The 26,888-nt window shown below is 56.3% G+C and carries 25 protein-coding genes and 1 pseudogene; 17 read left to right on the forward strand and 9 right to left on the reverse strand.

The genetic code is table 11. The features are described from left to right. Positions 1–512: 512 nt before the first annotated feature. Positions 513–698 (reverse strand): hypothetical protein, encoded by a 186-nt coding sequence (locus PSH73_RS11420; protein ID WP_029294643.1) that lies wholly within the window; start codon positions 696–698, stop codon positions 513–515. Between the two features lie 309 nt (positions 699–1,007). Here PSH73_RS11420 and galU point away from each other — a divergent pair, with 309 nt between their 5' ends. Then, complete coding sequence (gene galU, locus PSH73_RS11425; protein ID WP_057440057.1) at positions 1,008–1,847, forward strand: UTP--glucose-1-phosphate uridylyltransferase GalU; 840 nt, start codon at positions 1,008–1,010, stop codon at positions 1,845–1,847. A gap of 100 nt (positions 1,848–1,947) precedes the next feature. Continuing rightward, positions 1,948–3,306, forward strand: coding sequence for a glutathione-disulfide reductase (gene gorA / locus PSH73_RS11430; protein ID WP_057959612.1), 1,359 nt, complete (start codon positions 1,948–1,950; stop codon positions 3,304–3,306). On the opposite strand, the gene PSH73_RS11435 is transcribed toward gorA, so the two are convergent. Further along, complete coding sequence (locus PSH73_RS11435) at positions 3,307–4,314, reverse strand: DNA-binding protein (protein ID WP_305462509.1); 1,008 nt, start codon at positions 4,312–4,314, stop codon at positions 3,307–3,309. It abuts the gene before it with no gap. A gap of 181 nt (positions 4,315–4,495) precedes the next feature. Here PSH73_RS11435 and PSH73_RS11440 point away from each other — a divergent pair, with 181 nt between their 5' ends. The 3 genes from PSH73_RS11440 to ahpF all read left to right on the forward strand — a co-directional run bounded on the left by PSH73_RS11440 (position 4,496) and on the right by ahpF (position 7,803). Continuing rightward, complete coding sequence (locus tag PSH73_RS11440; RefSeq protein WP_198831108.1) at positions 4,496–5,428, forward strand: site-specific integrase; 933 nt, start codon at positions 4,496–4,498, stop codon at positions 5,426–5,428. A gap of 132 nt (positions 5,429–5,560) precedes the next feature. Then, complete coding sequence (gene ahpC, locus PSH73_RS11445; RefSeq protein ID WP_010210361.1) at positions 5,561–6,124, forward strand: alkyl hydroperoxide reductase subunit C; 564 nt, start codon at positions 5,561–5,563, stop codon at positions 6,122–6,124. Positions 6,125–6,249: 125 nt separating this feature from the next. Continuing rightward, positions 6,250–7,803 carry an alkyl hydroperoxide reductase subunit F gene (ahpF, locus tag PSH73_RS11450; protein ID WP_198831107.1) on the forward strand — a complete coding sequence of 518 codons (1,554 nt, stop codon included), beginning with the start codon at positions 6,250–6,252 and terminating at the stop codon, positions 7,801–7,803. 138 nt (positions 7,804–7,941) lie between these two features. Here ahpF and gloA read toward each other — a convergent pair whose 3' ends face one another. Continuing rightward, positions 7,942–8,463: a lactoylglutathione lyase gene (gene gloA / locus PSH73_RS11455; RefSeq protein WP_057440061.1), complete on the reverse strand. Its 522-nt coding sequence runs from the start codon at positions 8,461–8,463 to the stop codon at positions 7,942–7,944. Between the two features lie 192 nt (positions 8,464–8,655). On the opposite strand from gloA, the gene PSH73_RS11460 reads away from it, so the two are divergent. After that, positions 8,656–9,192: a DUF4946 domain-containing protein gene (locus tag PSH73_RS11460; RefSeq protein WP_120732894.1), complete on the forward strand. Its 537-nt coding sequence runs from the start codon at positions 8,656–8,658 to the stop codon at positions 9,190–9,192. 201 nt (positions 9,193–9,393) lie between these two features. Here PSH73_RS11460 and PSH73_RS11465 read toward each other — a convergent pair whose 3' ends face one another. Together PSH73_RS11465 and PSH73_RS11470 are read right to left on the reverse strand one after the other, a co-directional pair. Further along, entirely contained in the window at positions 9,394–9,759 is a 366-nt protein-coding gene (locus tag PSH73_RS11465; protein ID WP_029294664.1) for a histone-like nucleoid-structuring protein, MvaT/MvaU family, read from the reverse strand. 197 nt (positions 9,760–9,956) lie between these two features. After that, positions 9,957–11,498: an EAL domain-containing protein gene (locus tag PSH73_RS11470; RefSeq protein ID WP_198799218.1), complete on the reverse strand. Its 1,542-nt coding sequence runs from the start codon at positions 11,496–11,498 to the stop codon at positions 9,957–9,959. Positions 11,499–11,851: 353 nt separating this feature from the next. Here PSH73_RS11470 and PSH73_RS11475 point away from each other — a divergent pair, with 353 nt between their 5' ends. The 3 genes from PSH73_RS11475 to hppD all read left to right on the forward strand — a co-directional run bounded on the left by PSH73_RS11475 (position 11,852) and on the right by hppD (position 14,525). Next, positions 11,852–12,415, forward strand: a complete 564-nt coding sequence (locus PSH73_RS11475) for a fimbrial protein (protein WP_186626285.1) — start codon at positions 11,852–11,854, stop codon at positions 12,413–12,415. A 27-nt stretch (positions 12,416–12,442) separates the two neighbouring features. Next, the gene (locus tag PSH73_RS11480) at positions 12,443–13,153 is read left to right on the forward strand and encodes a molecular chaperone (protein WP_186626286.1); all 711 of its coding nucleotides are present in this window, start codon (positions 12,443–12,445) and stop codon (positions 13,151–13,153) included. Positions 13,154–13,448: 295 nt separating this feature from the next. Beyond that, positions 13,449–14,525, forward strand: coding sequence for a 4-hydroxyphenylpyruvate dioxygenase (gene hppD / locus PSH73_RS11485; RefSeq protein ID WP_057440066.1), 1,077 nt, complete (start codon positions 13,449–13,451; stop codon positions 14,523–14,525). A 49-nt stretch (positions 14,526–14,574) separates the two neighbouring features. Here the strand turns inward: hppD and rarD are convergent, their stop codons facing one another. Continuing rightward, a complete protein-coding gene (rarD, locus tag PSH73_RS11490; RefSeq protein WP_170060418.1) occupies positions 14,575–15,456 on the reverse strand; it encodes an EamA family transporter RarD in 882 nt (293 codons plus the stop codon). 133 nt (positions 15,457–15,589) lie between these two features. Between rarD and PSH73_RS11495 the strand changes: the two genes are divergently transcribed. Next, entirely contained in the window at positions 15,590–16,066 is a 477-nt protein-coding gene (locus PSH73_RS11495) for an Lrp/AsnC family transcriptional regulator (protein ID WP_120732899.1), read from the forward strand. 33 nt (positions 16,067–16,099) lie between these two features. Here PSH73_RS11495 and PSH73_RS11500 read toward each other — a convergent pair whose 3' ends face one another. Both PSH73_RS11500 and PSH73_RS11505 read right to left on the reverse strand, forming a co-directional pair. After that, positions 16,100–17,110 carry an aldo/keto reductase gene (locus PSH73_RS11500; RefSeq protein WP_186626287.1) on the reverse strand — a complete coding sequence of 337 codons (1,011 nt, stop codon included), beginning with the start codon at positions 17,108–17,110 and terminating at the stop codon, positions 16,100–16,102. Positions 17,111–17,238: 128 nt separating this feature from the next. After that, complete coding sequence (locus tag PSH73_RS11505) at positions 17,239–18,141, reverse strand: LysR family transcriptional regulator (protein ID WP_128593743.1); 903 nt, start codon at positions 18,139–18,141, stop codon at positions 17,239–17,241. A gap of 101 nt (positions 18,142–18,242) precedes the next feature. On the opposite strand from PSH73_RS11505, the gene PSH73_RS11510 reads away from it, so the two are divergent. After that, entirely contained in the window at positions 18,243–18,947 is a 705-nt protein-coding gene (locus PSH73_RS11510; RefSeq protein WP_169990260.1) for an SDR family oxidoreductase, read from the forward strand. Positions 18,948–19,064: 117 nt separating this feature from the next. Here the strand turns inward: PSH73_RS11510 and PSH73_RS11515 are convergent. Continuing rightward, positions 19,065–20,066: pseudogene (locus PSH73_RS11515) on the reverse strand (MFS transporter); the annotation flags it as partial. 74 nt (positions 20,067–20,140) lie between these two features. On the opposite strand from PSH73_RS11515, the gene PSH73_RS11520 reads away from it, so the two are divergent. The 6 genes from PSH73_RS11520 (at position 20,141) to PSH73_RS11545 (ending at position 26,880) form a co-directional block, all read left to right on the forward strand. Further along, positions 20,141–21,685 carry a recombinase family protein gene (locus tag PSH73_RS11520; protein WP_305462518.1) on the forward strand — a complete coding sequence of 515 codons (1,545 nt, stop codon included), beginning with the start codon at positions 20,141–20,143 and terminating at the stop codon, positions 21,683–21,685. A gap of 970 nt (positions 21,686–22,655) precedes the next feature. Continuing rightward, the gene (locus PSH73_RS11525) at positions 22,656–23,219 is read left to right on the forward strand and encodes an NUMOD4 domain-containing protein (RefSeq protein ID WP_305462520.1); all 564 of its coding nucleotides are present in this window, start codon (positions 22,656–22,658) and stop codon (positions 23,217–23,219) included. Continuing rightward, on the forward strand, positions 23,212–23,499 hold the full coding sequence (locus PSH73_RS11530) for a hypothetical protein (RefSeq protein WP_305462522.1): 288 nt from the start codon (positions 23,212–23,214) through the stop codon (positions 23,497–23,499). Before PSH73_RS11525 ends, PSH73_RS11530 begins: the two co-directional genes overlap by 8 nt. Then, on the forward strand, positions 23,496–23,846 hold the full coding sequence (locus PSH73_RS11535; protein ID WP_305462524.1) for a hypothetical protein: 351 nt from the start codon (positions 23,496–23,498) through the stop codon (positions 23,844–23,846). Before PSH73_RS11530 ends, PSH73_RS11535 begins: the two co-directional genes overlap by 4 nt. A 208-nt stretch (positions 23,847–24,054) precedes the next feature. Next, positions 24,055–24,585 carry a hypothetical protein gene (locus tag PSH73_RS11540; protein ID WP_305462526.1) on the forward strand — a complete coding sequence of 177 codons (531 nt, stop codon included), beginning with the start codon at positions 24,055–24,057 and terminating at the stop codon, positions 24,583–24,585. Positions 24,586–24,600: 15 nt separating this feature from the next. Further along, positions 24,601–26,880: a hypothetical protein gene (locus PSH73_RS11545; RefSeq protein ID WP_305462527.1), complete on the forward strand. Its 2,280-nt coding sequence runs from the start codon at positions 24,601–24,603 to the stop codon at positions 26,878–26,880. The last annotated feature ends 8 nt before the right edge of the window (positions 26,881–26,888 follow it).

Raw genomic sequence — 26,888 nt, forward strand, 5'->3', positions numbered from 1 at the left:
CGCTTTTTAGGCGCAGTCCAGGTTCGTACGACAAGCCGGAACGGGCCGACCAGTCGGTTCTTTGCCTCAGCGGAGGCGCGCAGAAAACTCAGCCCGAGTGCGGTTGAGTTGGTGTTCAGCGAAGTCCTGATTTTCCAACTATTTGTATTGCACTTCGGGAGAACATTCGAGGCGGGGCAATTATTAAGCTACTAGTTTTAGTAAGGAAGTCGTCCGGTTCCCTTGCTTGCGTAGTCTTTTGGTGGTGGGGCATATAGGAAAGTTATGGCTGTTTTCCAAGAATCGAGAAATGACCGTAAGACTTGGACTACATTTGGTGTGATGAAGAGGCGAGTTGCTATAAAAATAGGTTGGCTAGTGTTTGGAGGCAATAGTGTTTATTGATGAGGGCCAACTAATTTCCTCTCTCGCGAGTGAGTGCGCCGGCTCTCCCAGGGCGCAGATACAGGCAATGCAATGGGCAAACAAAAAAGCCCCGATCATCGGGGCTTTTTATGTGCAATCGTAGGGGCTTATTTCCCCTTTGGCCTTTTGCTCGATGCGTGACCGGCTTCGTCCACAAACACTTCGGCTACTGCAATAGCCTGGCTCTCGGTGGCGAATGCCCCGGCGACGCTGTCTCCGTGAAAATTGATCAGGTGCCAGCCGTCTGCTCGCTTAGTGATCAGGTAGCCGTTTACGCCTTTGGGTTCTGACATCGATTAACAATCTCGTGGTCTGGTTCAAGCGGGCTATGATAACGCCAAACGCGCAGGGCAAGCGCAAGTTGTTGCAGGTCAGTGCTCTGCGCCCAAAAGCGTGCTAAAACAACCGAAGCCCTTTCAAGTAGAGGGGTACGGTTTGTTTGGGCATGCCGTTGGTAGGGCCAATTGCATGATCGGTGGAACTAACGCCGACATTTTTTCTCTATGTTGACATCGCAACGCCAGCAGCGCCCATTGTAAGGTGGCTGCGGCCTGATTAGACTGCGCCGAATTTCGTATGCACAGCCCTTATTAAGGACTTTTATGATCAAGAAATGCTTGTTCCCAGCAGCCGGTTACGGTACTCGCTTCCTGCCAGCGACCAAGGCCATGCCTAAAGAAATGCTGCCGGTGGTAAACAAGCCACTGATCCAGTACGGCGTCGAAGAGGCACTGGATGCCGGCCTCAACGAAATCTCCATCGTCACCGGCCGTGGCAAGCGCGCACTGGAAGACCACTTCGATATCAGCTACGAGCTGGAAAACCAGATCAAGGGCACTGACAAGGAAAAATACCTGGTCGGTATCCGCAAGCTGCTCGACGAGTGCTCGTTCTCCTACACCCGTCAAACCCAGATGAAAGGCCTTGGCCACGCCATCCTTACCGGTCGCCCACTGATCGGTGACGAACCGTTTGCCGTGGTCCTGGCGGACGACCTGTGCGTCAACCTGGAAGGCGACGGCGTCTTGACCCAGATGGTCAAGCTCTACCAGAAGTACCGCTGCACCATCGTTGCGGTGCAGGAAGTCGACCCTGCGGAAACCAACAAGTACGGGGTGATCGCCGGTGATGACATCGGTGATGGCCTGATCCGCGTTCGCGACATGGTCGAGAAGCCGGCGCCGGAAGATGCCCCGTCGAACCTGGCAATCATTGGTCGCTACATTCTGACCCCGGATATCTTCAAGCTGATCGAAGAAACCGAGCCAGGCAAGGGCGGCGAAATCCAGATTACCGACGCTTTGCTGAAACAGGCCAAAGACGGTTGCGTGATTGCCTACAAGTTCAAGGGCCGTCGTTTTGACTGCGGTGGCGCTGAAGGCTACATCGAGGCGACCAACTTCTGCTACGAGCACTTCTACAAGACTGGCAAGGCTTACTGATTAAGCATCGCCTGTTGAGTCTCAAGAAAGCCACCTACGGGTGGCTTTCTGGTTTTTTGGGCGTAAGCGGGTATCCTGATGCCCTGCCGAGGAGAGTGAAATGGCCTACGATTTTGATCTTTATGTGATTGGCGCCGGTTCCGGTGGTGTACGGGCGGCGCGGTTCGCCGCAGGTTTTGGCGCGAAGGTGGCCGTGGCGGAAAGCCGCTACCTGGGCGGTACCTGTGTCAACGTTGGCTGCGTGCCGAAAAAACTGTTGGTGTATGGCGCGCACTTTGCCGAAGACTTCGAACAAGCCAGCGGCTTTGGCTGGTCCTTGGGCGAGGCGAACTTTGATTGGGCGACATTGATCGCCAACAAGGATCGCGAGATCAATCGCCTCAACGGTATTTACCGTAACTTGCTGGTGAACAGCGGGGTGACCCTGCACGAAGGCCATGCGCGTCTGACCGGCCCCCACGAGGTCGAGATCAACGGCGAGCGCTTCACGGCCAAGCACATCTTGATCGCCACGGGCGGCTGGCCGCAGATCCCCGAGATTCCGGGGCATGAGCATGCCATTGGTTCCAATGAGGCGTTCTTCCTGAAGCAACTGCCCAAGCGCGTACTGGTGGTGGGTGGTGGTTATATCGCGGTGGAATTTGCCGGGATTTTCCATGGTCTGGGCGCGCAGACGTCGTTGCTGTATCGCGGCGATCTGTTCCTGCGTGGCTTCGATGGCGCGGTGCGCAAGCACTTGCAGGAAGAGCTGACCAAGCGTGGCCTGGACCTGCAATTCAACGCTGATATCGCACGTATCGACAAGCAGGCCGATGGCAGCCTCAAGGCCACCCTGAAAGACGGTCGTGTATTGGAAGCCGATTGCGTGTTCTACGCCACGGGCCGGCGCCCGATGTTGGATAACCTGGGCCTGGAGCACACCGGGGTCAAGCTGGACAAGCGGGGCTTTGTCGAGGTTGACGATCTGTACCAGACCGCCGAATCGTCGATCCTGGCCATTGGCGACGTGATTGGTCGCGTGCAACTGACGCCCGTGGCATTGGCTGAAGGCATGGCGGTGGCGCGGCGTCTATTCAAGCCTGAGCAGTACCGCCCGGTGGATTACGCGATGATCCCCACGGCAGTGTTCAGCTTGCCGAATATCGGTACCGTGGGCCTGAGCGAAGAGCAGGCGCGGGCCGATGGGCATAACGTGCAGGTTTTCGAAAGCCGCTTCCGGCCGATGAAACTGACCCTGACGGAGTGCCAGGAGCGCACGCTGATGAAGCTGGTGGTCGATGCCGATACCGACAAGGTGCTGGGTTGCCACATGGTCGGGCCGGATGCGGGCGAGATTGTCCAGGGCCTGGCGATCGCCCTCAAGGCGGGGGCGACCAAGCAGCATTTCGACGAGACCATCGGCGTGCACCCGACGGCGGCGGAAGAGTTTGTCACCATGCGCACGCCTGTCGCTGGCTGATCAGGTATTCCCTGTTGCCTCTGGCGCCGTTGCAACGACGGCGGCCAGGCGCAGCGCCTCAATGGTGGCCTGGGCCTTGAGCAGCTCCAGTTCCAGGGTTTTGCGGCTGTGCTGGTGCTCGGCCAGGGCCTCCTGCCGTGCTTGGTTGTCCAGCACGGCAACCCGCAGACGCTCCTGGAGCAGGGTGCGCTCGCTATCAATCAGGCTTACCTGTTCGCTCAGCTTGAGTTGCTGGGCCTGATCCTTGCGGTTTTGCTCTTGCAGAGTCGCCAACTCCTTCGCCGTGACCCGGTGCTCAATCAATAGCCGTTCATTGTCACGGTGCAACTGGGTGATTTCGTCCTGGCGCACCATGGCGCTCTGCTGGGCCTGACGCAGTTCGGCCTGCAGTTGCTGCAGTTGGCCTTCGTGGCGGCGTTGTTCCTGTTCGCGTTGGTCTTTGATCGCAGTGCGGTAGTGCTCAAGGGCGTCGCGGGCGTGCAGGTGTTTGTCTTCCAGCGAGCGAATCTGTTCGTCCTTGTCCGCGAGTCGTAGCTCGTAGTCGCTGCACGCCTGGCTGAGTCCGGCGTTACGGGTTTGCTCGGTTTGCAGGCTGGTGCTGGCGGTCTGCAGGGCTGCGCTTTCTTCCGCCAGGGCGGCGGCCTGAATATCAAATTGCTGCTGGAGCTGGTTGTGGGCTGCGGTCAGTGCCTCTGCCTGGGTGAGCAGGGCGGTTTTCTGCTGCTCGAACTGCGCCAGGGCCTGGTCGATGGGTTCCTGAGCCTTCTCTTTCAAGCGCTGGGCCAGGCGTGCGACCAGCTCGCCAAGCTCATCGTCGATGGGCGCCTCGGTAATGGCGAGGCGGGTTTCGCTCTCGTCCAGCTCCTTTAAATAGCGGTGGATGGTGGTTTTCGAGCCGGTATTGCCCATTTCGATGCGTACCGCATCAATGCTGGGGTTTTCGCCGCGGGCGAGGATTGCCAGGCGTGCCGTTTGAACTACTGCTTTATTGATGCCGCCGCGAGCCATGGGGTCTCCGTCGATTTAGTACTGTGGTATGTATTATGTATATACATACTGTATCACGAATAAAATTGCCTTTAAATTGATGATTTTACAGATGGGATATTGGCGTATTATCCCGTGTGATGACCCATTTGACGCAGATTCATCCCCTATGCCCGTACACCAACCCCTTGGCGATAGCGCTATGAGTGAACTTGATCGTTACCTGAACGCCGCCACCCGCGATAACACCCGACGCAGCTATCGCGCCGCCACCGAGCACTTTGAAGTGGGTTGGGGTGGCTTCCTGCCCGCCACCAGCGACAGCGTGGCCCGTTATCTGGTGGCTTACGCCGGGGTGTTGTCGGTCAATACCCTGAAATTGCGCTTGTCGGCGCTGGCGCAATGGCATTCCAGCCAGGGTTTCCCGGACCCGACCAAAGCGCCGGTGGTGCGCAAGGTGCTCAAGGGCATCCGCGCCGTGCACCCAGCCCAGGAAAAACAGGCCGAGCCCTTGCAGCTCCAGCACCTGGAGCAGGTGGTCAATTGGCTTGAGCGCGAAGCTGAGCAGGCGCGGGCAGAGGGCGATCGGCCGCGCTGGCTGCGCGCCAAGCGCGACGCGGCCTTGATCCTGCTGGGCTTCTGGCGTGGTTTTCGCAGTGATGAGCTGTGTCGGCTGCAGATCGAGCATGTGCAGGCGGTACCAGGCGCGGGCATCACCTTGTACTTGCCGCGCAGCAAGAGTGACCGCGAGAACCTCGGCCAGACCTATCAAACCCCGGCACTGCTGCGCTTGTGCCCGGTGCAGGCCTATACCGAATGGCTGAGTGCCTCGGCCCTGGTGCGCGGCCCGGTGTTTCGCGGGATCGATCGCTGGGGCAACCTGGGCGAGGAGGGGTTGCACGCCAATAGCGTGATCCCGCTGCTGCGCCAGGCCCTCGGGCGCGCGGGCATTGCTGCCGAGCAGTACACCAGCCACTCCTTGCGCCGGGGCTTCGCCACCTGGGCCCATCGCAGCGGTTGGGATTTGAAGTCGTTGATGAGTTACGTCGGCTGGAAGGACATGAAGTCCGCCATGCGCTATGTTGAAGCGACGCCCTTTCTTGGCATGACTCAGGCCCGCGATCCGCTGCTTTAAGATTTCTTCTATTAATACAGCTGGTTGATAGCCAAAACCAATCGGCGGCATCAGGTTTGGCAATGAGCCATCGGCGATGAGACTGGGTAGGATTCACCCATCAACTTACTAACCCCTGACGGAGAGTCAACGATGCCTATCATCAACAGCCAAGTAAAACCGTTCAAAGCCACCGCTTACAAAAACGGCAACTTCGTAGACGTGTCGGACGCTGACCTGAAAGGCAAGTGGTCTGTCGTGTTCTTCTACCCAGCCGACTTCACCTTCGTCTGCCCAACCGAACTGGAAGACCTGGCTGACAACTACGCCGAATTCCAGAAGCTGGGCGTCGAGATCTACAGCGTGTCCACCGACACCCACTTTGCCCACGCTGCCTGGCACAACACTTCGCCAGCCATCGGCAAAATCCAGTACACCATGATCGGCGACCCAACCCTGACCATCTCCCGCAACTTCGACGTGCTGATCGAAGAAGCTGGCCTGGCAGACCGTGGCACCTTCGTGATCAACCCTGAAGGCCAGATCAAGATCGTTGAACTGAACGACGGCGGTGTTGGCCGTGACGCTTCCGAGCTGCTGCGCAAAATCAAGGCCGCCCAGTACGTCGCTGCCCACCCAGGCGAAGTGTGCCCAGCCAAGTGGAAAGAAGGTGAGGCTACCCTGGCTCCGTCCCTGGACCTGGTCGGCAAGATCTAAGTCTGTGAAGTATCAAGGGCGGATTGCCGCACCTTAAGTAAGCCGCACCGCCCTCAAAAACGCCCGGGCGAGATTCGCTCGGGCGTTTTTTTTACCGAATTGATTTGAAATAGGAAATCGCCCGTATGTTGGACGCCAATCTTAAAGCTCAGTTGAAGTCATACCTGGAGCGGGTCACCCAGCCGATCGAGATCGTTGCCTCCCTCGACGACGGTGCGAAATCCCAGGAAATGCTTGCTCTTTTGCAGGACGTAACCAGCCTCACCACGCTGATTACCCTGAAAACCGATGGCAATGATGGGCGCAAACCGTCGTTCTCCATCAACCGCCCGGGTGCCGATATCAGCCTGCGTTTTGCCGGCATCCCCATGGGCCATGAATTCACTTCGTTGGTGCTGGCCCTGCTGCAAGTCGGTGGCCACCCGTCGAAGGCCAGTGTCGAAGTGATTGAACAGATTCGCAGCCTTAAAGGTGAGTTCAACTTCGAGACTTACTTCTCGCTGTCCTGCCAGAACTGCCCGGACGTGGTCCAGGCGCTGAACCTGATGGCCGTGCTCAACCCCAACATCCGCCACGTGGCCATTGATGGCGCACTGTTTCAGGCGGAAGTCGACGAGCGCCAGATCATGGCGGTGCCCAGCGTCTACCTCAACGGTGTGAACTTCGGCCAGGGTCGCATGGGGCTGGAAGAAATCCTCGCCAAGCTCGACACCAGCGGTATCGAAAAGGCCGCCGAGAAAATCAGCGCCAAGGACGCGTTCGATGTGCTGGTCGTCGGTGGTGGTCCGGCCGGTTCTGCCGCCGCGATCTACGCCGCGCGTAAAGGTATTCGTACCGGTGTGGCCGCCGAACGTTTTGGTGGGCAAGTACTGGACACCATGTCCATCGAGAACTTTATCTCGGTGCAGGAAACCGAAGGCCCGAAACTCGCCAGCGCCCTGGAAGCCCACGTGCGTCAGTACGACGTGGACATCATGAACCTGCAGCGCGCCAGCAGCCTGATCCCGGCGAAAAATCCCGGTGAGTTGCATGAAATTCGCTTTGAAAGCGGTGCGACCCTCAAGTCCAAGACCGTGATCCTGGCCACCGGTGCCCGCTGGCGCGAAATGGGGGTGCCGGGCGAGCAGGAATACAAGGCCAAGGGTGTGTGCTTCTGCCCGCACTGCGATGGTCCGCTGTTCAAGGGCAAGCGCGTGGCGGTGATCGGTGGCGGTAACTCCGGCGTTGAAGCAGCCATCGACCTGGCCGGTATTGTCAGCCACGTGACCTTGCTGGAGTTCGACAGCAAGTTGCGCGCCGACGCCGTATTGCAGCGCAAGCTCTACAGCCTGCCGAACGTTGACGTGATCACCAGTGCGCTGACCAGTGAAGTCAAAGGTGATGGCCAGAAGGTTACTGGCCTGGCGTACAAAGACCGCGATACCGGCGAGTTCAGGACCGTCGACCTGGAAGGTATCTTTGTACAGATCGGCCTGTTGCCTAACACCGATTGGCTCAAGGGCACCGTGGAGCTGTCGCCCCGTGGCGAGATCATTGTCGATGCCCGTGGCGAGACCTCACTGCCCGGCGTGTTTGCCGCCGGTGACGTCACCACCGTGCCGTACAAGCAGATCGTGATTGCGGTGGGCGAGGGCGCCAAGGCTTCCCTGAGTGCTTTTGATTACCTGATCCGAGCGTAAGGCCCGATACTAAAAAACCCATGAGTGATCATGGGTTTTTTGTGGGTGTTGCTTTTGTGGGAGCTGGCCTGCGAGGCAGGCGACTCGGCGTGACCGTTACACCACGGTGATACGCTCCTACAGGGGCAACAAACCGGTTTACAGCGGCGCTGGCTGAATGATCTCAACCCAGTACGCATCCGGATCCTTGATAAACGCCAGGCTTTTCATCCGCCCATCGGTCAGGCGCTTCTGGAAATCACAGCCCAGGGCTTCAAAGCGCTCGCAGGCCGCGACGATATCCGGCACCGAAATGCAGATATGGCCAAAACCGCGCGGGTCGGTGTTGCCATTGTGGTAGGCGAAGTCGGCATCGTTTTCGGTGCCGTGGTTGTGGGTCAGTTCCAGGATGCCCGGGATCGACTTCATCCACTGGGTGCGCGCGGCGGCATCGGCCGGAATCTGCGCCTTGTCGACCAGGGCGAGGAAGTACAGGCTGAATTCGGCTTCCGGGAAGTCGCGTTTTTCAACCAGGGAAAAGCCCAGGACGCGGGTATAGAAGTCCAGGGACTTAGTGATGTCCTTGACCCGCAGCATGGTGTGGTTGAACACGAAGTTCGAAGTGGCGGTGTCGGGTTGGGCGGTGACGCCCGGGAAGGTGTTCAATTCGTGCAGGCTCATGGGCCCTCCAGAAAAAATGGGGCAGACGCAGCTCGTGATTTGAGCGGTCCCTTGGCGTGCGGCAGATCCGTGTAGCCGGATCATGATACGCAAGCTGCACCGGCCGCGCCAAATGAAAAACGCACCCGGGCCTTGCGGCCATCCCCTCGGCGGGCTCAAACTTTGCGGCTTGAACTTCGAGTGTTTTTTGCAATGAGCCGATTGAACAAACCATTGTTGGCCGCCTTGTGGCTTGTCTTGGGTAGCACCGTTGCACTGGCGGCAGACCCCGAGATTCATTGGCCCAGCGGCTGGCAGGTGGAGGAGGTGGTGGCGGATGCCGATGCGCCAGCTACGCCGTCACCGGTGTCGCGCCAGCGCGCGATCAAGAACGATGAGAACGGCGAGACGCTGATGGTCATGGAGTTGACGGGTACGCCGATCGAGCCCGGGCATGTGGTCAATCTGCAAGGGGTGTTGCTGGAGATGCGCAAGTCCATCCAGAAGGACTTTGCCCGCAGTGGTTATCAAAGTGTCTGCAACAAGATTCACTCAAGCACCTTAAGTCATCTTGAGGCGCTGGAAACTACCTGCGTGATTACCGAGAACGGTCGGCATGTGCTCTCGCAAACACTGGTGGGTGCTGTCGATACGAATAAGGCCTATGTTTTTTCATATGCCGGGCAAGCCGCTGCCTATGAGTCGAGCAAGGAAGAAGTCAGCTCGGTACGTGCAAGCCTGAAACTTTGATCGGCGATGGCTAGATGCCTGACATGGCACATTGACAGAAAAACCCATAACTACAGGACTGCGGTGTACAGCGGCTGTTCGGCGATTGTGTTCGAAGTGGAGTGTATTTCAAAGTTCACTTTCGCACGCGGCAGCGTTTGAAATCGAGGCGCAAAAACAAAAAGCCCCGCATCAGCGGGGCTTTTTATTAGTGCGCCTGTATTAGCCGCGCAGCCAGGAATCTACAGTGGCAGCGCCATACTGTTCTTTCCAGGCCTTCAAGCCGCGGTGGTTGCCGCCCTTGGTTTCAATCAGTTCACCCGTATGCGGGTTGTGATACACCTTGACCACGCGTGCGCGGCGGGTTTTGGGGGCGGCTGCCACTTGGATCCCCGACTTGCCTGGGTTTGGATCAAGGATGGAGATGATGTCGCGCAGGCTCTTGCCGTAGGTTTTCATCAGCCCTTGAAGCTTTTCTTCAAATTCGATTTCTTTCTTCAGGCCAGCGTCGTTCTTCAGGGATTCCAGCTGGGCAAGCTGTTCTTGAAGGGCTTTTTCTGCGGCACGAAATTCGGCGAGTCTGGACAAAATATTTACTCCAATAGTGTATTTGGCTGATACCCACTGCAAACAAAGCTATAAGCCAAGAGCCTCAGCATGACTCGGTAAAAGTGGTTCTCCTGCCGATTCGGCGCAGGCAGGAAAAATTGTAGTAGTTAATGCGCCACGAGTAAATCACGTCTTTTGTATAAATAACAATTTTTCATCTGATGCTAGATGGATATTCAATCGCGCCGCAAAGATTTAATGAATGCGTCAAAAGGCTCCGGGCGACCAAACAGGTAGCCCTGCAAGAAGTCCACACCTTGCGCGGCCAGATAGTCACATTGCTCTTGGGTTTCCACGCCTTCGGCGACGATGCCCAAATCAAGCTTGCCGGATAACTCAATGATGCTGTCGAGTATATGCCGCGATAACGCATCGGCTCCGATCATGGCCACAAAGCTTTGATCAATCTTCAAGTAATCAACATTGAAGTTGCGCAAATAACCCAGGCTGGAGTGGCCGGTGCCGAAGTCATCAATGGCGATCATCACGCCCAGTTCGTGCAGGGCCTGGAACAGCTGGCGGGTGACCTCGGTGGGTTCGATCAGTTCGCGCTCGGTCAACTCCAGCGTCAACAGTACCTGGCCCGGCTTGAAGGCGGCGAGGAACTCCTGGCAGTCCTGCACCAACACCAGATCCTGGCAATGCCGGGCGGTGATATTGATCCCCACATGGAAATTGCTGCCCAGGCGATCGGCATGGGGCGCCAGTTGTGTGGCGACCTGGCGCATCAAGGCGCGGGTCATGGGCACGATCAGCCCGGAGTGCTCGGCCAGGGGGATAAACAGGTCGGGGCGCACCAGGCCTTCCTTGGGGTGCTGCCAGCGCATCAGGACTTCACAGCCGGCCCATTGAAGGTTATCGCCACGAACCACCGGTTGGTAATACGGCACGAACTCATTGGCGCCCAGCGCCCGCTGCAGTTCGTGGGTGGGGGCGGAGGAGCGTTTTTGCACCCAGTGCGCCAGCACGCCGGCCAGCACGCCGAAAAACACCAGCAGGCTGAACAGCGCCGGGTAGCGCGCTTCCATATACCGCCAGACTTCCCCTTCGGGCATGCCGGCTTCCACGCTGTACGCGTAGCGCTGGGAGGCGAGGTGCTGGTGGGCCACGGGAAACTCCGGCGGCGCACTGTTTTTGACTTTTCCGTCGCTGCCCAACCAATTGGGGCCGACCTGCAACACCAGGTCCGCGTAGCGGCTGATCAGGCGCAGGGCATTGGTCAGGTGGTAACCGTCAATCGAAGCAAACGCAGCCTTGTCGCCCTCCACCAGCCGGTACACCAACAGAGCGGTATCGGGGGTGACCGGATTGCCATTCATCAGCCACAGGCGACCCTCGACGTAGTCGCCAGGATTGACCGCAGACACGTGGGTGTCACCAAACAGCGAGGTGCAATACATGGACTTTTTCCACGACAAGGTGGTTGCGCGTACAAAGGGGCGACGTGTGACTTGCTCGCGCAGCGCCAGTTGCACCGCGTTGTCACAGTCCTTGCCCGCCAGCGGCAGCAGATCCTGGGCGGCACGGGCGGTGTTGTCGAGCATCAGGTCGAATTGGCGCACGGCCTCGGTCGCCGTCTGCGACGTGCTGTGCTCCAGGGTGCGTTGGGCCTGCAGGTGCAGGATGGCCACTCCCAGCAGAATCGGCAGCAGGCCGCACAGGACCGTGATCAAGGAGCGGGCGGCGCGCTTGCGCGGACCTTTGAGGGTAAGTGGCATTTACGCAGCCTGTAGCAAAGTGAGGGAAGGGCCTGGTAGCGGCTACAGGCAGTACGTCTGAAGTAACAATGATAGTTGGTCTATGGCATTAGCAAAGCGTAGACCTAACGACTTGGCTAGTTGTGCGTGTTTTTTAATCTTGCCAAACTTTGCAACATATTTTGACGAGAAAAAATTGTTTGGTCTATTGCGTTGTTGCTTGGATCAGTGCCTGCCAGAAAAAACTTCAGTCTCGTGAAGAGGCTGCCATTCAAGAACCAACAGTTTTGCTGCATTGAGCTCGAACTCGGCGGGCGGGCTTGTGCCTGCGCGTCGTCTGACCGGGGCTCGCCTTAACCCTTAGGAACACGTGTATGAAAAACCATGTCCTGGCGATTGCCTTGCTGCTTGCTTGCGGGCTTGCCGTACCCTTGGCCACTGCCGCCGATGGCACCATCACCCTGACCGGCGAAATCACCGGCACCACCTGCACGATCAGTGGCGGGACCGGTGGTGTCGCGGGCTCCGGTGCGAACTTTCCGGTGGTCCTGGACAAAGTGCAAGCCAGCGCCCTGTCGACGGAGGGGGCAACCGCCAGCGCCAAGCCATTCTTTATTTATGTGGGCAGCGGCGCCAGTTGTGCGGATGCGACCAAGGTGGCTGTGTTGTATGAAAGCACCAGCCCGGCGATCAATCCTGCCACTGGCAACTTGCGCAACATGGCCCCCAAAACCGCTGCCGCCAAAGTAGAGGTGCAAATTCTCGACGGCGCCACCCAGAAGCCGATGGACTTGCGTACCGGCCATGCTTCGAGCACGGCCACGGTCACCGGCTGCCTGGCAACCTTGCCCTTTGCGGCACGTTACATCGCCACGGGCGGGGCGGCGGGGGTAGGGCTGGTGACTACGGCGGTGCAGTACTCGGTGATCTTTCCCTGATCGCCCGATAGACCGAGGGCCCGGGCCATGGGTTGCGTAGCACGCCTGCAGGTAGCGCTCTGCCTGTGCCTGGTCTTCGGGCAGGCACAGGCCGGGGTGATCATCAGTGGCACCCGGCAGATTTACCCTGAGCCGCGCAGGGAAATCACCGTGCAGGTGAGCAACGATGACGCACATGCCGCGCGCCTGGTGCAGGTGTGGCTGGATGGCGGTGATGCACGGCTGACTGCCGAGCACAGTGAGGTGCCGTTCACCCTCAGCCCGCCGGTGTTTCGCCTGGATCCGGGCAAGAGCCAGGCCATACGCCTGGCGTATACCCAGGAACCGCTGCCCAGGGACAGGGAATCGCTGTTCTGGCTCAACGTGCTGGAGGTGCCGCCCGCGACCCGCCAGCCGGAAGCATTCGCGGCTGCAGAGCGCCAGAACCAGTTGCGTTTCGCCTTTCGCATTCGCACCAAGGTGTTTTTCCGGCCCCAGGGCTTGTCGGGTAGCCCCGAGGATGCGCCGGGGCAACTGATCTGGACGCTGCACACCGGCAAACCGGCGGTCCTGCGTGTCTTCAACCCGTCGCCTTTCCGTGTGACGTTCCATGACGTCGCGTTGGTCGTGGGCGGGCAGGTGGTCCCCAGCGATCAGCAGGGCATGGTTGCCCCCCCCCGCGCCAGCCTGGATCTTGCCCTGCCACCCCTGATGCAACCCGCGCCCGTTGATCCTGCCGGGCATCTATCTGGGCAATAAACCCCTTGCGCCCGCCTGGGCATAGGGATTTGATAAGGAATACGGACAAAGCTGTTTACGCTGTGTAGAATCGGTTTACGCATACAAGAATAAGCGCCTGTTTCCATGCAGGCCTCGTCCGTCAGAGACGCCCGTAAGAGAATGACTCAACCATGAAGCTACTCGGGTTCCAACTCATCTACGGTGACTTCCTCGCCCGCAGCGTGCGGGGCATTTCCTGTGCGCCACCTGCTCACCTCATCCTTGCTGGCAATTAATTTACTTAATTCTAAAAAAGATGATGAGGCGCCAAATCATGGCAGATCTATACGAAAACCCAATGGGCCTGATGGGCTTTGAATTTATCGAATTCGCATCGCCGACCCCGGGTACCCTGGAGCCGATCTTCGAGATCATGGGCTTCACCAAGGTGGCAACCCACCGCTCGAAAAACGTGCACCTGTACCGCCAGGGCGCGATCAACCTGATCCTCAACAACGAACCCCACAGCATCGCTTCGTACTTTGCCGCCGAGCACGGTCCGTCGGTGTGTGGCATGGCGTTCCGCGTCAAGGATTCGCAACAGGCCTATACCCGTGCCCTGGAGCTGGGTGCCCAGCCGATCCATATCGAAACCGGCCCGATGGAGCTGAACCTGCCGGCCATCAAGGGCATCGGCGGCTCGCCGCTGTACCTGATCGACCGTTTCGGTGAAGGCAACTCGATCTACGATATCGACTTCGTGTTTATCGAAGGCGTGGACCGCAACCCAGTGGGCGCCGGCTTGAAGGTCATCGACCACCTGACCCACAACGTCTATCGCGGGCGTATGGTCTATTGGGCCAACTTCTACGAGAAGCTGTTCAACTTCCGCGAAGCGCGCTACTTCGACATCAAGGGCGAATACACCGGCCTGACCTCCAAGGCCATGAGCGCCCCGGATGGCATGATCCGCATCCCGTTGAACGAAGAGTCGTCCAAAGGCGCCGGCCAGATCGAAGAGTTCCTGATGCAGTTCAACGGCGAGGGCATCCAGCACGTGGCGTTCCTCACCGACGACCTGATCAAGACCTGGGACGCGTTGAAGAAGATCGGCATGCGCTTCATGACCGCGCCGCCGGACACCTACTACGAGATGCTTGAAGGCCGCCTGCCAAACCACGGCGAACCGGTGGAGCAGTTGCAGTCGCGGGGTATCTTGCTGGACGGTTCGTCCGTGGCCGGCGACAAGCGCCTGCTGTTGCAGATCTTCTCGGAAACCCTGATGGGCCCGGTGTTCTTCGAATTCATCCAGCGCAAGGGTGATGACGGTTTCGGCGAAGGCAACTTCAAGGCCCTGTTCGAGTCGATCGAGCGTGACCAGGTTCGTCGTGGCGTGTTGACCACCGACTGATCCTAGCCCCCTGTAGGAGCCGGCTTGCCGGCTCCTACACCTTTCCCGTTCAAGCCCGGCGCTGACGCACCAGATGCTTGAACCCTTCGAACACCAGCACCATCACCGCCAGCCAGATCGGGATATAGGTCAGCCATTCACCCGGCCCGATGCTTTCCCCTAGCAGCAACGCCACCCCCAGCAACAGCACCGGTTCCACATAGCTGAGCAGGCCGAACAGGCTGAACGCCAACAGGCGGCTGGCGATGATGTAGCACACCAGCGCCGAAGCACTGATCAGCCCGAGCATCGGGATCAATCCATACAGCCCTTTGTGTTCATCCAGCACGGCGAAGCCCTGTTCGCCACTTTGGACAAACCACAAGGCCACCGGCAGCATCAGCGCCATATCCAGCCACAGGCCGCCCAACTGATCGGTGCCCAGGCGTTTGCGCAGCACGAAGTAGATCGGGTAACCGATGATCACCAGCAGCGTCGCCCAGGAAAAACCACCCACCTGGTACAACTCGTTAAGCACGCCAATCGCCGCAAACACCACTGCGATCAGCTGCAGCCGCGAGAGTTTTTCGCCATACACCAGGCGCCCGGTCAGGACCATGGTCAGCGGTAGCAGGAAGTAGCCCAGGGACACATCCAGGCTGCGGCCATTGAGCGGCGCCCACATAAACAGCCACAGTTGCACCCCCAGCAGCACCGACGACAGCACAATCCCACCGATCAGCCGTGGCTTGCCCGCAAGCAATCGCAGCAATTGCCACACCTGACGCCACTCGCCGCTGACCACCATAAATACCGTCATGCACGGCACGGTCAGCAGCATGCGCCAGCCGAAAATTTCCAGGCCACTCAAGGGCGCAAGCAGTGATGTGAAGTAATACATCACGGCAAACAACACCGAGGCCGCTACCGATAAAACAACACCTTTAGACACACAGTCCTCGCCAAACCGATTCAAACAAAAGAGGGGGGAATTTCAGGTGGGAATATATTGCTTTTGAGGTGAGACGTTTGCTCTGTTTTACGGCATCTTATGGGAAATTTTCTCACCTCCAAGGTTCGCCAGCATGCCCGTCAGCCCCCAGCCGCCCCTGGATGATTTCGACCGCGCGATTCTCAAGCACCTGCAACGCGACAACACCACCGCGCTGCGGGTAATTGGCGAACAGGTCAACCTGTCGACCGCCGCCGTGCAGCGGCGCATCAAGCGCATGGAGCAGAGCGGGGCGATCAGCGCGAATACGGCGGTGGTCAATCAGGATGCAGTGGGCAAGCCGATCACGATCCTGGTGGAGGTGCACGCCGAACGCACCCACATCGAGGACCTCGATGTGCTCAAGGTGCAGATGTCGATCCCCGAGGTGCAGCAGTGCTATTACGTCACCGGCGATGCGGACTTTATGCTGGTGATTGTGGTGGAGACCATGAAGGCCTACGAAACCCTGGCCCGCACGCTGTTCTACGAGAACCGCAATATCAAATGGTTTCGCAGCATCGTGGTGATGGACCGGGTCAAGGTCAGCCTGGATGTGCCGCTGGGCTGATGTGGGAGCAGGCAAGCCAGCTCCCACAGGGGCTCAGGGGCGGTGGATGCGCCCGGAAACAAAGTGCCCCACATCATTGAACCCCGGTGTCGACGCATGCCCCGGCGTCACCAGTGAGTCAATAAACGCCTCATCCTCGGCACTGATCTTCACATCGAGCGCCCCGGTATAGGCATCCCACTGCGCCTCAGTGCGCGGCCCGACAATCGCCGAGCTGACCGCCTGGTTGTTCAAAACCCAGGCAATCGCAAACTCGACAATCCCCACGCCACGGCCTTGGGTGTATTGCTGGATCTGCTGGGCAATGCGCAGCGATTCCACGCGCCATTCGGTTTCCAGGATGCGTTTGTCCTGGCGCGCAGCGCGGCTGCCGGCTTCGGGGCTGATATCCGGCGCGTACTTGCCACTGAGCACCCCGCGGGCCAGCGGGCTGTAGGGCACCACGCCCAGGCCATAGGCGGCTGCGGCGGTGATCTGCTCCACCTCGGCCTGGCGGTTGACGATGTTGTACAGCGGCTGGCTGATGATCGGCCGGTCGACCCCCAGGCGTTCGGCCACGCGCACCACTTCGGCGATGCGCCAGCCGCGGTAGTTGGACAGTCCCCAGTAACGGATCTTGCCCTGGCGGATCAGGTCGCCGATCGCCGAAATCGTGACGTCCAGTGGGGTGTCGTGGTCTTCGCGGTGAAGGTAGTAGATGTCCAGGTAGTCGGTGTCGAGCCGGGTGAGGCTGGCTTCCAGCGCGTTGAAAATGCGCTTGCGGTTCAGGCCGCTGCGGTTGGGCAGGCCGTCCGGCGGGCCAAAGCCGACTTTGGAGGCGACGACCCAGTCGGCGCGATGGCGGCTGATGGCTTCACCGACGATTTCCTCGGAGCGCCCGCCGGTGTAGACGTCGGCGCTGTCGATAAAGTTGATGCCCTGGTCCCAGGCCTTGTCGATGATACGCAGCGAGTCTTCGGTGTTGGTCTGTTCGCCAAACATCATGGTGCCCAGGGTCAAGGCGCTGACCTTGAGCCCTGACTGGCCCAGTGTGCGGTAAATCATGGTGAACTCCTCAAAAGCGCAGACGGTTGCTATGCAATACCAGAGAGCAAGGCTCTAGAACAAGCCCGACGTGGGTGGCTCGGTGCCTACCACCGCGTTGGCCACAGCGTTTTTGTGCCGTGTTCCGCTTATTCGGCAAGCAGTTCGCCAGCGCGCGCCTGCAAGAAGCGATGCAGGACTCTGACACGCTCCGACACTTGCAGGCGATGGGGGCACATCAGGTTGAAGGGCGTGGGCTCGCCTTGCCATTCGCCGAACAACGGCACCAGGCGCCCGGCCTTGATATCACCGGCCACATCCAGGTTGGCCTTGTAGGCAATACCGTGGCCGGCCAGGGCCCAGCGCCGCACGATTTCCCCGTCATCACTGAGGTAGTCGCCGCCCACTTCGACCTCTTCCAGCAACGTGCCCTGGCGAAAATACCAGGTGCTGTTGGCCCGGCCCTGGCGCATGTAGCGCAGGGTGCTGTGCTGCGTCAGATCGGCCGGCACCTGGGGTGTGCCGTGGCGTGCCAGGTACGCCGGGCTGGCGCAGGCGATACGGCGGTGATCGGCGACCACCGGCAGCGCCACCAGGCTGGAATCCCTTGGCACGCCAAAGCGCAGGGCGATGTCCACGGTTTCGCGGAACAGGTCGGCGTTGCTGTCGTTAAGCAGCAATTGCAGGCGGATATTCGGGTGTTCGCGCTTGAACTGGTCCAGCCAACCGAGCAGTACATTGCGTCCGAAATCCGAGGGCGCGGACAGTTGCAGCAAGCCGCTGAGGCTCTGGCCGTGTTGCTTGATCGCCTGTTCGCCTTCCGCCAGGGCTTCCAGGGCCACCCGCACGCTGTCCAGGTAGCGCCGGCCTTCTTCGGTGAGGCGCATGCTGCGGGTGGAGCGGGCCAGCAGGCGCATGCCCAGGCGGGTCTCCAAGCGTTTGAGGGCAATGCTGGCGGCGGCCGGGGTCAGGCTAAGGCTGCGGGCGGCCGCCGAGAGGCTGCCACTGTCGGCGGTGCGCACAAACACTTCCAGGTCAAGGATTGAGCTCATTTGTAAAAATCCTTTAAAGATCCTGTCGTTTTACCGGGATTTTTCCATGATTGCCAAGCTGGGAAGATGAACGCTCATTTTTTCAGGACGAGGCAGTTCCCATGACATCTCCCCTCAAGGGCCAAACCGTGGTGGTGATTGGCGGTAGCAGCGGCATTGGTGCCGAAGTCGCCCGACAGGCGGCATCCCGTGGCGCGCACGTGGTACTGGCCGGGCGACGCCTGTCGTCGACGGTCGACAATGGCGTGCGCAGCGAGCCGGTGGACGTCACCGACAGCGCCGCCCTGCAGCGCCTGTTCGAAGCGGTGGGGCGTTTTGATCACCTGGTGTTCACCTCGGGTCCGGCGGTCCAGGCCAAACACCTGCAGGACACCGACCTGCAACTGGCCCAGGACAACTTCAATGTGAAGCTCTGGGGCGCCTTGCGCGCAATCCAGCAGGCGCTGCCTTTTCTCGACGAGCGCGGCAGCATCGTCCTCACCTCGGGGCAGCTCGGGCGCAAGCTGGTGCCGGGGCAATTTATCAAGGTCGGCATCAATGCCGCGACCGAAGCGTTGGGCAAGCAGTTGGCCAAGGAACTGGCGCCACGGCGGGTCAACGTGGTCAGCCCTGGGGTGATCGACACGCCGGCATACGCGGGGATGCCTGAGGAGCAGCGTCAGGGCATGTTCGCCAAGGCGGGTGGGGCGTTGCCGGTAGGGCGTGTGGGGCAGGCGGAGGAGGTGGCGGCGGGTTATTTGATGGCCATGGAAAATGGTTTTATGACCGGCAGCGTGATCGACATCGACGGCGGCGGTTTGCTGTAATCACCGAGCGCAATGTGGGAGCGGGCTTGCCCGCGATAGCGGCGTGTCAGTCGATATATAGGCTAACTGATCCACCGCTATCGCGGGTAAGCCCGCTCCCACATTTTTTGTGCCGTGTCAGGCCTTCAGGGTACGGGTCATGCGCAGCGCCAGCACGCTACCCGCGACGATCACCGCAGCCAGCAGGTACAGCGCCAGGTCGGTGGACCCGGTGGCGTCTTTCACAAAACCCACCACATACGGGCTCAAGAAGCCCGCCATCTGGCCCATGGAGTTGATCAAGGCCAGGCCGCCCGCGGCCGCGCCAGCGCTGAGCATGGCGGTAGGCACCGGCCAGAACATCGGCAGGCCGGTGAGGGCGCCCATGGTGGCGATCGTCAGGCCGAGGATCGCAATGGCTGGGGTGGTGGCGAAGTTCACCGCGATGATCAGGCCCACAGCGCCCATCAGCATCGGCACCACCAGGTGCCAGCGGCGCTCTTTGCGCAGGTCGGCGGAGCGGCCCACCACCAGCATGAACACCGCCGCCAGCAGATAGGGGATTGCACTCAGCCAGCCGATCACCAGGTTATCGCTGAACCCCATGTTCTTGATGATCGACGGCAGCCAGAAGTTGATGGCGTACACCCCACTCTGGATGCAGAAGTAGATCAGGCCGAACGCCCAGATCGCCGGGTTCTTGAACACTTCCAGCAGCGAATCAGTGGTGGTCTTGGGCTTGTTGGCCAGGTCGGTGGCCTGGTCGGCCTCGAGGACTGCGCGCTCATGGGCGGTCAGCCATTTGGCGTTGGCGAAGCTGTCGCTGAGCAGGAAGTAGGCGAGGGCGCCGAGGATGACCGTTGGAACACCTTGCAGCAGGAACATCCACTGCCAGCCCGCGAGGCCACCCTGGCCCGCCGCGAAGTGGTTGAGGATCCAGCCGGAGAATGGGCTGCCGAGCAGGCCGGACACCGGGATTGCCGACATGAACAGGGCCATGATCCGCCCACGGCGGAAGGTCGGGAACCACTGCGAGAGGTACAGCACTACGCCCGGGAAAAAGCCCGCTTCAGCGGCACCGGTAAACAGGCGCAAGGTGTAGAAGTGCGTCGGCGTGGTCACAAACAGCAGGCAGGACGTTGCAACAAGACGCCGAAAACCCTAGTCTCCGCTGCATCCAATGTCAAGCAGGCGTTACTCGTGGAGCCCAACACATGTCACAGGCCATAAGCTACATACGTTTCAGCTCTGCCAAGCAAGGTACAGGGTCTTCTGTAGAGCGCCAGGAAGCCATGTTAGGGGCTTGGCTAAAGCGTCACCCTGAATACGTGTTGTCTTCCATTAAGTATGCTGACTACGGTAAGTCTGGGTTCAAGGGTGAGCATCTAGAAAACGGTTTTGGGAAGCTTCAGGCTGCTATCGACTTTGGCGTCATTCCTAAGGGCTCTGTGGTATTGGTGGAAGCTATCGACAGGGCAGGGCGTTTAGCGCCACTCAAGATGATTGAAGTACTTTCACGCATTCTTACAGCCGGTGTTCACATTGTGACATTGGATGATGAAGTGATGTACACAGAGGAAAGCGTGAACGGGCCTCATTTGTTCTTGTTGGCTGCCAAGATTCAACAGGCCAATACATACAGCGAGAACCTCTCTCGGCGGGTCACAGCTTCTTACAAGAGTCGTGAAGTCATGGCCAAGGCGGGTAAAACTATCAAGCGCTCTGTGCCTATGTGGCTAAATTCTGATGGAACGCTCAATCCTGATGTAGCCCCATACATGAAGCAAGCTTTTGAAGATGCGGCTGTGGGTATAGGGGAGCGTAGGATTCTCCGCCGACTATGTGAAGCTTCTTCTGTGTTCAATGGTATGACGTCCACCACGCTCAAGCGTTGGATGCGGAACAAGACGGCCATTGGTTATTGGCCTGCCATGGTGGATAAAAATGGCAAGATAGTACGTGACAGCGACGGCAATGTAGTCCGTGATGATATCCCAAATGTCTATCCACCAGTTGTTGATGCTGACTTGTTCTACAGGGTTCAAAGCGTATTCAATGCCCGCAAGAAGTTTGCCGCCCCAACCAGTAATTTTCTGACAGGGTTGGTTATATGCTCTGAATGCGGTAGTAACTACAACAAACAGATCAGTTCTCGTAATCCAGGGATCATGGATACGATGAAATGCGGCCAACAAAACCGCGAGAACGGCAAGAAGTGCGAGAACGTCGCGAGCATTCCTATTGTTGTCTTGGAGTGGATCGTAAAATCGACATGCCTACATGCAGTGAGAACAGCCCTCAAGTCTCAGCACTTGTCAGAAAATGGTAAGCGTTTGATTGCAATCGACGTTGAATTACAAGAGGTGGAGAAGGGACTAGGTAATCTGGCTTCAGCCATCGCTTCAGTAGGTGCTGTACCAGAAATCGTAGCTAAGCTGGAAATGTTCAGAAGTCAGCGTGAAGAATTGCAGAATGAAAAGGCACTCCTGTCTGGCGAAGCTGTAGAACTCGACATCACACCAGAGAGCGTAGAAGAGGCGTTAGCGAGTGGTGACATACTTCGCCTCAACGCAATGCTCCAAAGCGTCTCCTACGTCCTCACAGGGGCTGACAGGAACGTAAGCGTAGGACTCCAGACGTTCCGGTATGGTGGGATCGACAGGAAGACGGGAAGTTTCAAGATCCATCACAAGGGGCAGGTGGTGTTGCTGGAACGTAAGCTTGAAGGCAAGGCCGTACAAGAAGATACATCCCACTAACGGGCTGCGCCCTGTGAGGGGCTGCAATCCGCAAATGCACTTGCGCTCTGTCGGAGGCTACCAGATTTAAATGTGTCGCAATATCTAGAAGCTACGGCAGAACCTCTCAAAATTTATTAGTGCAGCAATCTCAAAAGCAAGGGCTTGGGGGTTCAAAGCTCTTAGAATCAAGAGCTGTTGTTTTTAAAATCAAAAGCTCTTGATCTTGGGGCTTCGCTGGGGTTCTTCACCCAGATGGTTTCCATGAATCTGGTGATCATGTCTCAACGAGAAATCTACTTTCTTGTGAACTGGGTTTACATCCAATCAATGGTGTGAAATAATTTATGATAGGGTAATATTTTACTTGACATTTACGTAATTCCGTGGTATTCTGGTATTAGATTAGATCGAGACAACACTTTCTTCTCCAGGTCAGCACTTCCAGAATGCATTGCTCCCGACTGGGGAGCGACCAAATCCAGTCAAGAATCAAACTACCTTTAGTTTGGTGTTCAAGTGCCTAGTGAGCCGGACTACTAGGGTTAGCAAAGTCCGCTGGTGACGCCCATTTTTCAACGCTTCCCATAGTAGCGACCGTCTTCAACTGTGGACAATCTCATGCGAGGCAAGTGCATCAACTCACTTGTATCGTCGCCAGCGTAGCGCCCGTTACGTCTGGCACCTATTTGTAATAAACAAATTCAAGCCCGCAAAAGCCTGAACTTCCTTTGCCGAGGACATGAAGCCATCCAAGTGATGGTTTTTTATGGTCTTCGCTTTGGTATCCGGAAAATAAACTAATCACATAGGAGGCCATATGGCTGTAGTCCAGCGTTTTTGCGTTGTCTGTCAGCATCCAATGCTCACGTATAACGCCAGAAAGATCTATTGCTCAGATCGGTGCCGCAAGAAAGCAAAGCAGCAAGAAGCAATCCAAACCTCAACACAAAACATTAATTGAAACGCCTTCGGCAAAAGGAAAATATACATGATCCACTATTACACTAAGAAGATGACTAACGCTGTAATTATCGGCCCTATCACTCGTGACGTACTGGCTGCTGAACAATGGAAAAGGTGTTTCAAGTTCCCATGCTACGAAGTCTCGACAGTGGGGCGTGTACGTCGCGCTCATAGCGGTGTACTAGTTAAACCACGCCAAGACGGTAAAGGTTACTTGTCCGTCAATCTTGTACAACCACACGAAGGTCAGAAGTCAGTTAAGCTTGCTCGCTTGATGACAGACGCTTTCTTTAAACGTCAAGATGGTTACAACATCGACCATATCAACCGAAACCGTTCTCTAAACGCTTTGTTTAATCTGCGTTATGTCACAGCCAGCACCAACCAACGCAACCGCGAAGATAATATTTATGTGGAGTGGAGCGGTAAAGAGCTTGACCTTATGTCAGCCGTAGAGAACGTGTTTGGTAGCAGCAACAAGAACAGATACCAGTATATTTGTAAGTACTTGAGGTTAGGTATGTCGTTTACAGATGCAGCAATCAAACGAGCCCAGTACGAAGCAAAGAAGGCGAAACGCAATGCTTAATTTTCCAGATATTCCAACAAGCATTGTGCATTACGCTTGCACTGTAGTTGAACAAGGTGTCCACACCGTTGTTTCAGTTCATCAATTTGAACTGGCTGAAGTTGAGTTCATTCCTAGCGGAGAAGCTGAACTGTCAGAGAAATACGAACGTAAGGTTAAGTTTGTAAAGCTTACGCCACGCCAAGCCAACAGATGGTACGTCAGACGCCAGCACAACCCAAAACTTGTAGCACCACTTGCAACAGTCCTGATGACCCCGACGCTGAGAACAATCAAATGACACTGCTAGAAAAACTAAAAGCGAAACGCGAACTTCGTAAACTCTGGAATCCTAAACCAGCTAAACGCAAACCACTTACCGCCGAACAGAAAGAGCAAAACAAACTTTCTTCTGATGGTTGGGTTGTAGCTATTACCAAGATGCTACAGGAAGAGGTGGAAACTTACGAAATATTGGAAGCGAAACGCAAGGCTTATAATTCGGAAACAATGAAGAGAATGTTTGGTATGTACACAGAATGCTCTGTCAATGTTTCTGAGGTGATTATTCACACGCCAAACGGCGGTAACCTTAGAGGTACACAAAAATGTATTCAAGCTTGCACCAAAACAATCCAGTACGTCTAACGACTGAATCAATCTACGCTGACCTTGAACGGGCTGTAGGTGAGTTGTTCATCTACGCAGACGAAGCGACATACGACGCTTTACGGTACAAGTTTAGAACAGAATACCTGACCAAATTCATTGCTGAAATCCAGCATGCCAAATCACTAGCGATCTCACGTTCGGCCCAGCGCCGTGGCGCTGATAATATTTATGTGGAGTAATACAAATGACTACTAACAAACACGATAATCTGACAATTAATTACAAGTTTAACCAAGCAGACCTAGACGCCAAACTAGCTCCGGCAATCAAAGCCTATTCTTTCCACTACGACGGTAAGGGAGGTTTGCCGGGAGCAATCGCCAAATTTGAAGCTCCAACTTTGAACGCTGCTGTGAAGCTCTATGCAAATAAGCGCATTGCAGGATATCAAGAATACGAAGTTGAAACATTATTTATTAATGCTCACAATCTTGAGACTGCGTCTCAGGGCTGGACTGATATCTTCTTGCTGAAACCTCAAGTTGAGATTGATGCTGATTTGAAGATTATTGCTGATCGCGTAACGGCAGAATATAAAGCCGGTCTTGAAGTCAAATACGAAGCTTTCCTTGAAGCGTTGGCTGAACGTGAGCTACGCAAAGAAGAACAAGTTGAGCTGGATCGTATCGCTGGTATCGCTGCAAAAGCCGCAGTAAAGCGCGGGCAGCGTGTCGCGGCTTTGAAGAAAGAGCTGGCAGAAGAATTCCCAGCATAATAAGGACGTTTCATCATGTTTGAGAAAGAGATAGCTAAACTATACGGGACGCTGCAATTTAAAGCTGACTACAAACCTCTGCTTGTATTCAAACAGCAGATTGTCAAGACTGACAGCGAGCTAAAACGGCTCATGAAGTCGCTCGATCAGGTCCAGGCCAAGATTAAACGTCTTGGTTCTGGCTCCAACATCGCCCAAGCCACTAAGATTTTCCAAGCACAGCAAACAGCAGCAATCAAAAACGGTAAGCTGTTCGCAACAATGGAGACTCAGAAGCTTGCAGCAATAAAAAAAGAAGCAGCAGCAAGAAAGGTTGTAGACAGCGCTGATACATCAGCCGCTAAGAATCAACTTGCTATTCGTCGTGAAGCCGCTCGATTAGCAGAGCATCAACGCCTAACTGCTCGTCGTGATCAGATTCACGGTATTAGAACTACGCAGGCCCAAGCTAGATTGCTTGCGATACAAGCTGCTGAAGAACACCGTCATAACAGTCGCCAGAATCAACTACAGCGCGCTCAACAACGTTTGCATACAAATGTATCAAGTGGGCATCAACGCCTCACCAGCGGCCTTACAAGCCTTGCAGCTAGTAGTGGGTTTGGTGGTGGTGTCGGTGGCGGTCTTACAAGTTTTATGAGTAGCGTTGGTGGTGCCAGTATCGCAGCTGGTGGTTTTGGTATTGCACTTATTGCTGCTGGGGCTGCTTTGAAAGGTTATGCAGATGCAGTAACCGATACAACTCAGAAACGTTTGAATACCAGGGCACAGTTTGCGGCTGTTGATACGGATGATCCAACATCTGGCAAACGGGCAGAGAGTCGATTCTATAAGTTGGCTAACAAGCTTGGTCTGAATGCGGCTGAAACTGCTCCAGAATATACCAAGATGCAACAGACCTTAAAAGTTGCTGGCCTTAAAGAAGATCAGCGTGACCATGTGGCTGATAGTCTTTTGTCATATGCGAAAGGTGCAAGCTTAAGCTCTGATGATGTTGGACGTGTTAATAAGGTTATTTCTCAGATTTTGGGTAAAAATCAGTTCATGTCGGAAGAGGTCCGTGGGCAACTTGGAGAGGTAACGCCCCTTGCGGTAGGTTATCTTGCTGAGGCGTGGGCTGAACAAAACAAGACCGGTTTGAAAGGTCAAGAAGCATATACAGCTCTCTTTAAAGATATGGAGTCTGGTAAGGCCAGCGGTGCATCGGTTAATCCAACCATTATGCGCTTGATGGATAAGCTAAAAGAACACGCTAACGATGGTGGCCGTCTTGATCAAGCAATGCAGTCACACCAAAGCAGTTTGAATCGCCGTCGTAATATTTACGATGCTAACTACGAAAGTGCTAACTACGCTGGTAAGTCTTTGACAGGTAAGCTTGGTGCTATGTATGTAGCCCGGAAAGACCTTGATCATCATATGGAATATTTGGCTGAAGACATGAAAGGAATCATGGATAAGGCAGGCGAGAAAGCAGGTCACTTGCTAGAGTATCTAACACTTGGTGTTGACGCTCTTGACCGTTTGATTCAACTTGCAGATGGTAACAAAGGCGCCTTTGACGACTTGTTCACGTCGCAAGAAGACATTAAAGCTTTCCACACGATGGTAGATCAAATCAGCGGCTTGTTCGATAACATCGGCATTGCCCTTGACAAGATTGGTGAAGTCACTGGTACTGTAGGTTTTGCTCCAGAGTTTGAAAGTACGCTGAAAGAGATTGAAATGATTTCTAACGCTATCGCCAAAGCTTGGGAGTTCATTACTAGCAAGATTGATCGTGCTACTAAGCTTCGTGACCAACAAGAAATTGAAGACAAAGCCGAAGGCAAGCAGACAGGTACTATCGCTAAGAACATCGCTACAGTGAAAGGTATGCTAGGTTTTGGAGCTGACCCAAAGAACATGGCTAACGATGACTACCAAGCTATGGTAGATCAACGTCCTAAGACTTTCGCAAGTAGTGTGGCTGACGCTCTGGGCAACCCAGCATTATTCTCTAATATGGCAAGTCTTAATGCTACGCCAAGCATGCAGTTAGGCAGTATTCGCGAAGGTATGTTCGCTACTCAGATGGAGCGTACCAAACAGCGAGCGACTGAAGCAAAACCTAACGCTACAAATGACAGACCAGTCGAGCCTATTATTTATAAAGTTAACGTGGAGCCAGCTCAGATTACGGTTACTGGTGTATCTGATCCGATGGAAGTATCTAAACTGGTAGACGCTCAGTTGGCAGACCATTGGAATCGCTCAATTGCCAAGCTGTCAGCTAACCAAAAAGAAGTGGAGTGAAAACAAAC

Origin of the sequence: Pseudomonas sp. FP2294 (assembly GCF_030687625.1) — a bacterium.
Taxonomy (GTDB): domain Bacteria; phylum Pseudomonadota; class Gammaproteobacteria; order Pseudomonadales; family Pseudomonadaceae; genus Aquipseudomonas; species Aquipseudomonas shahriarae.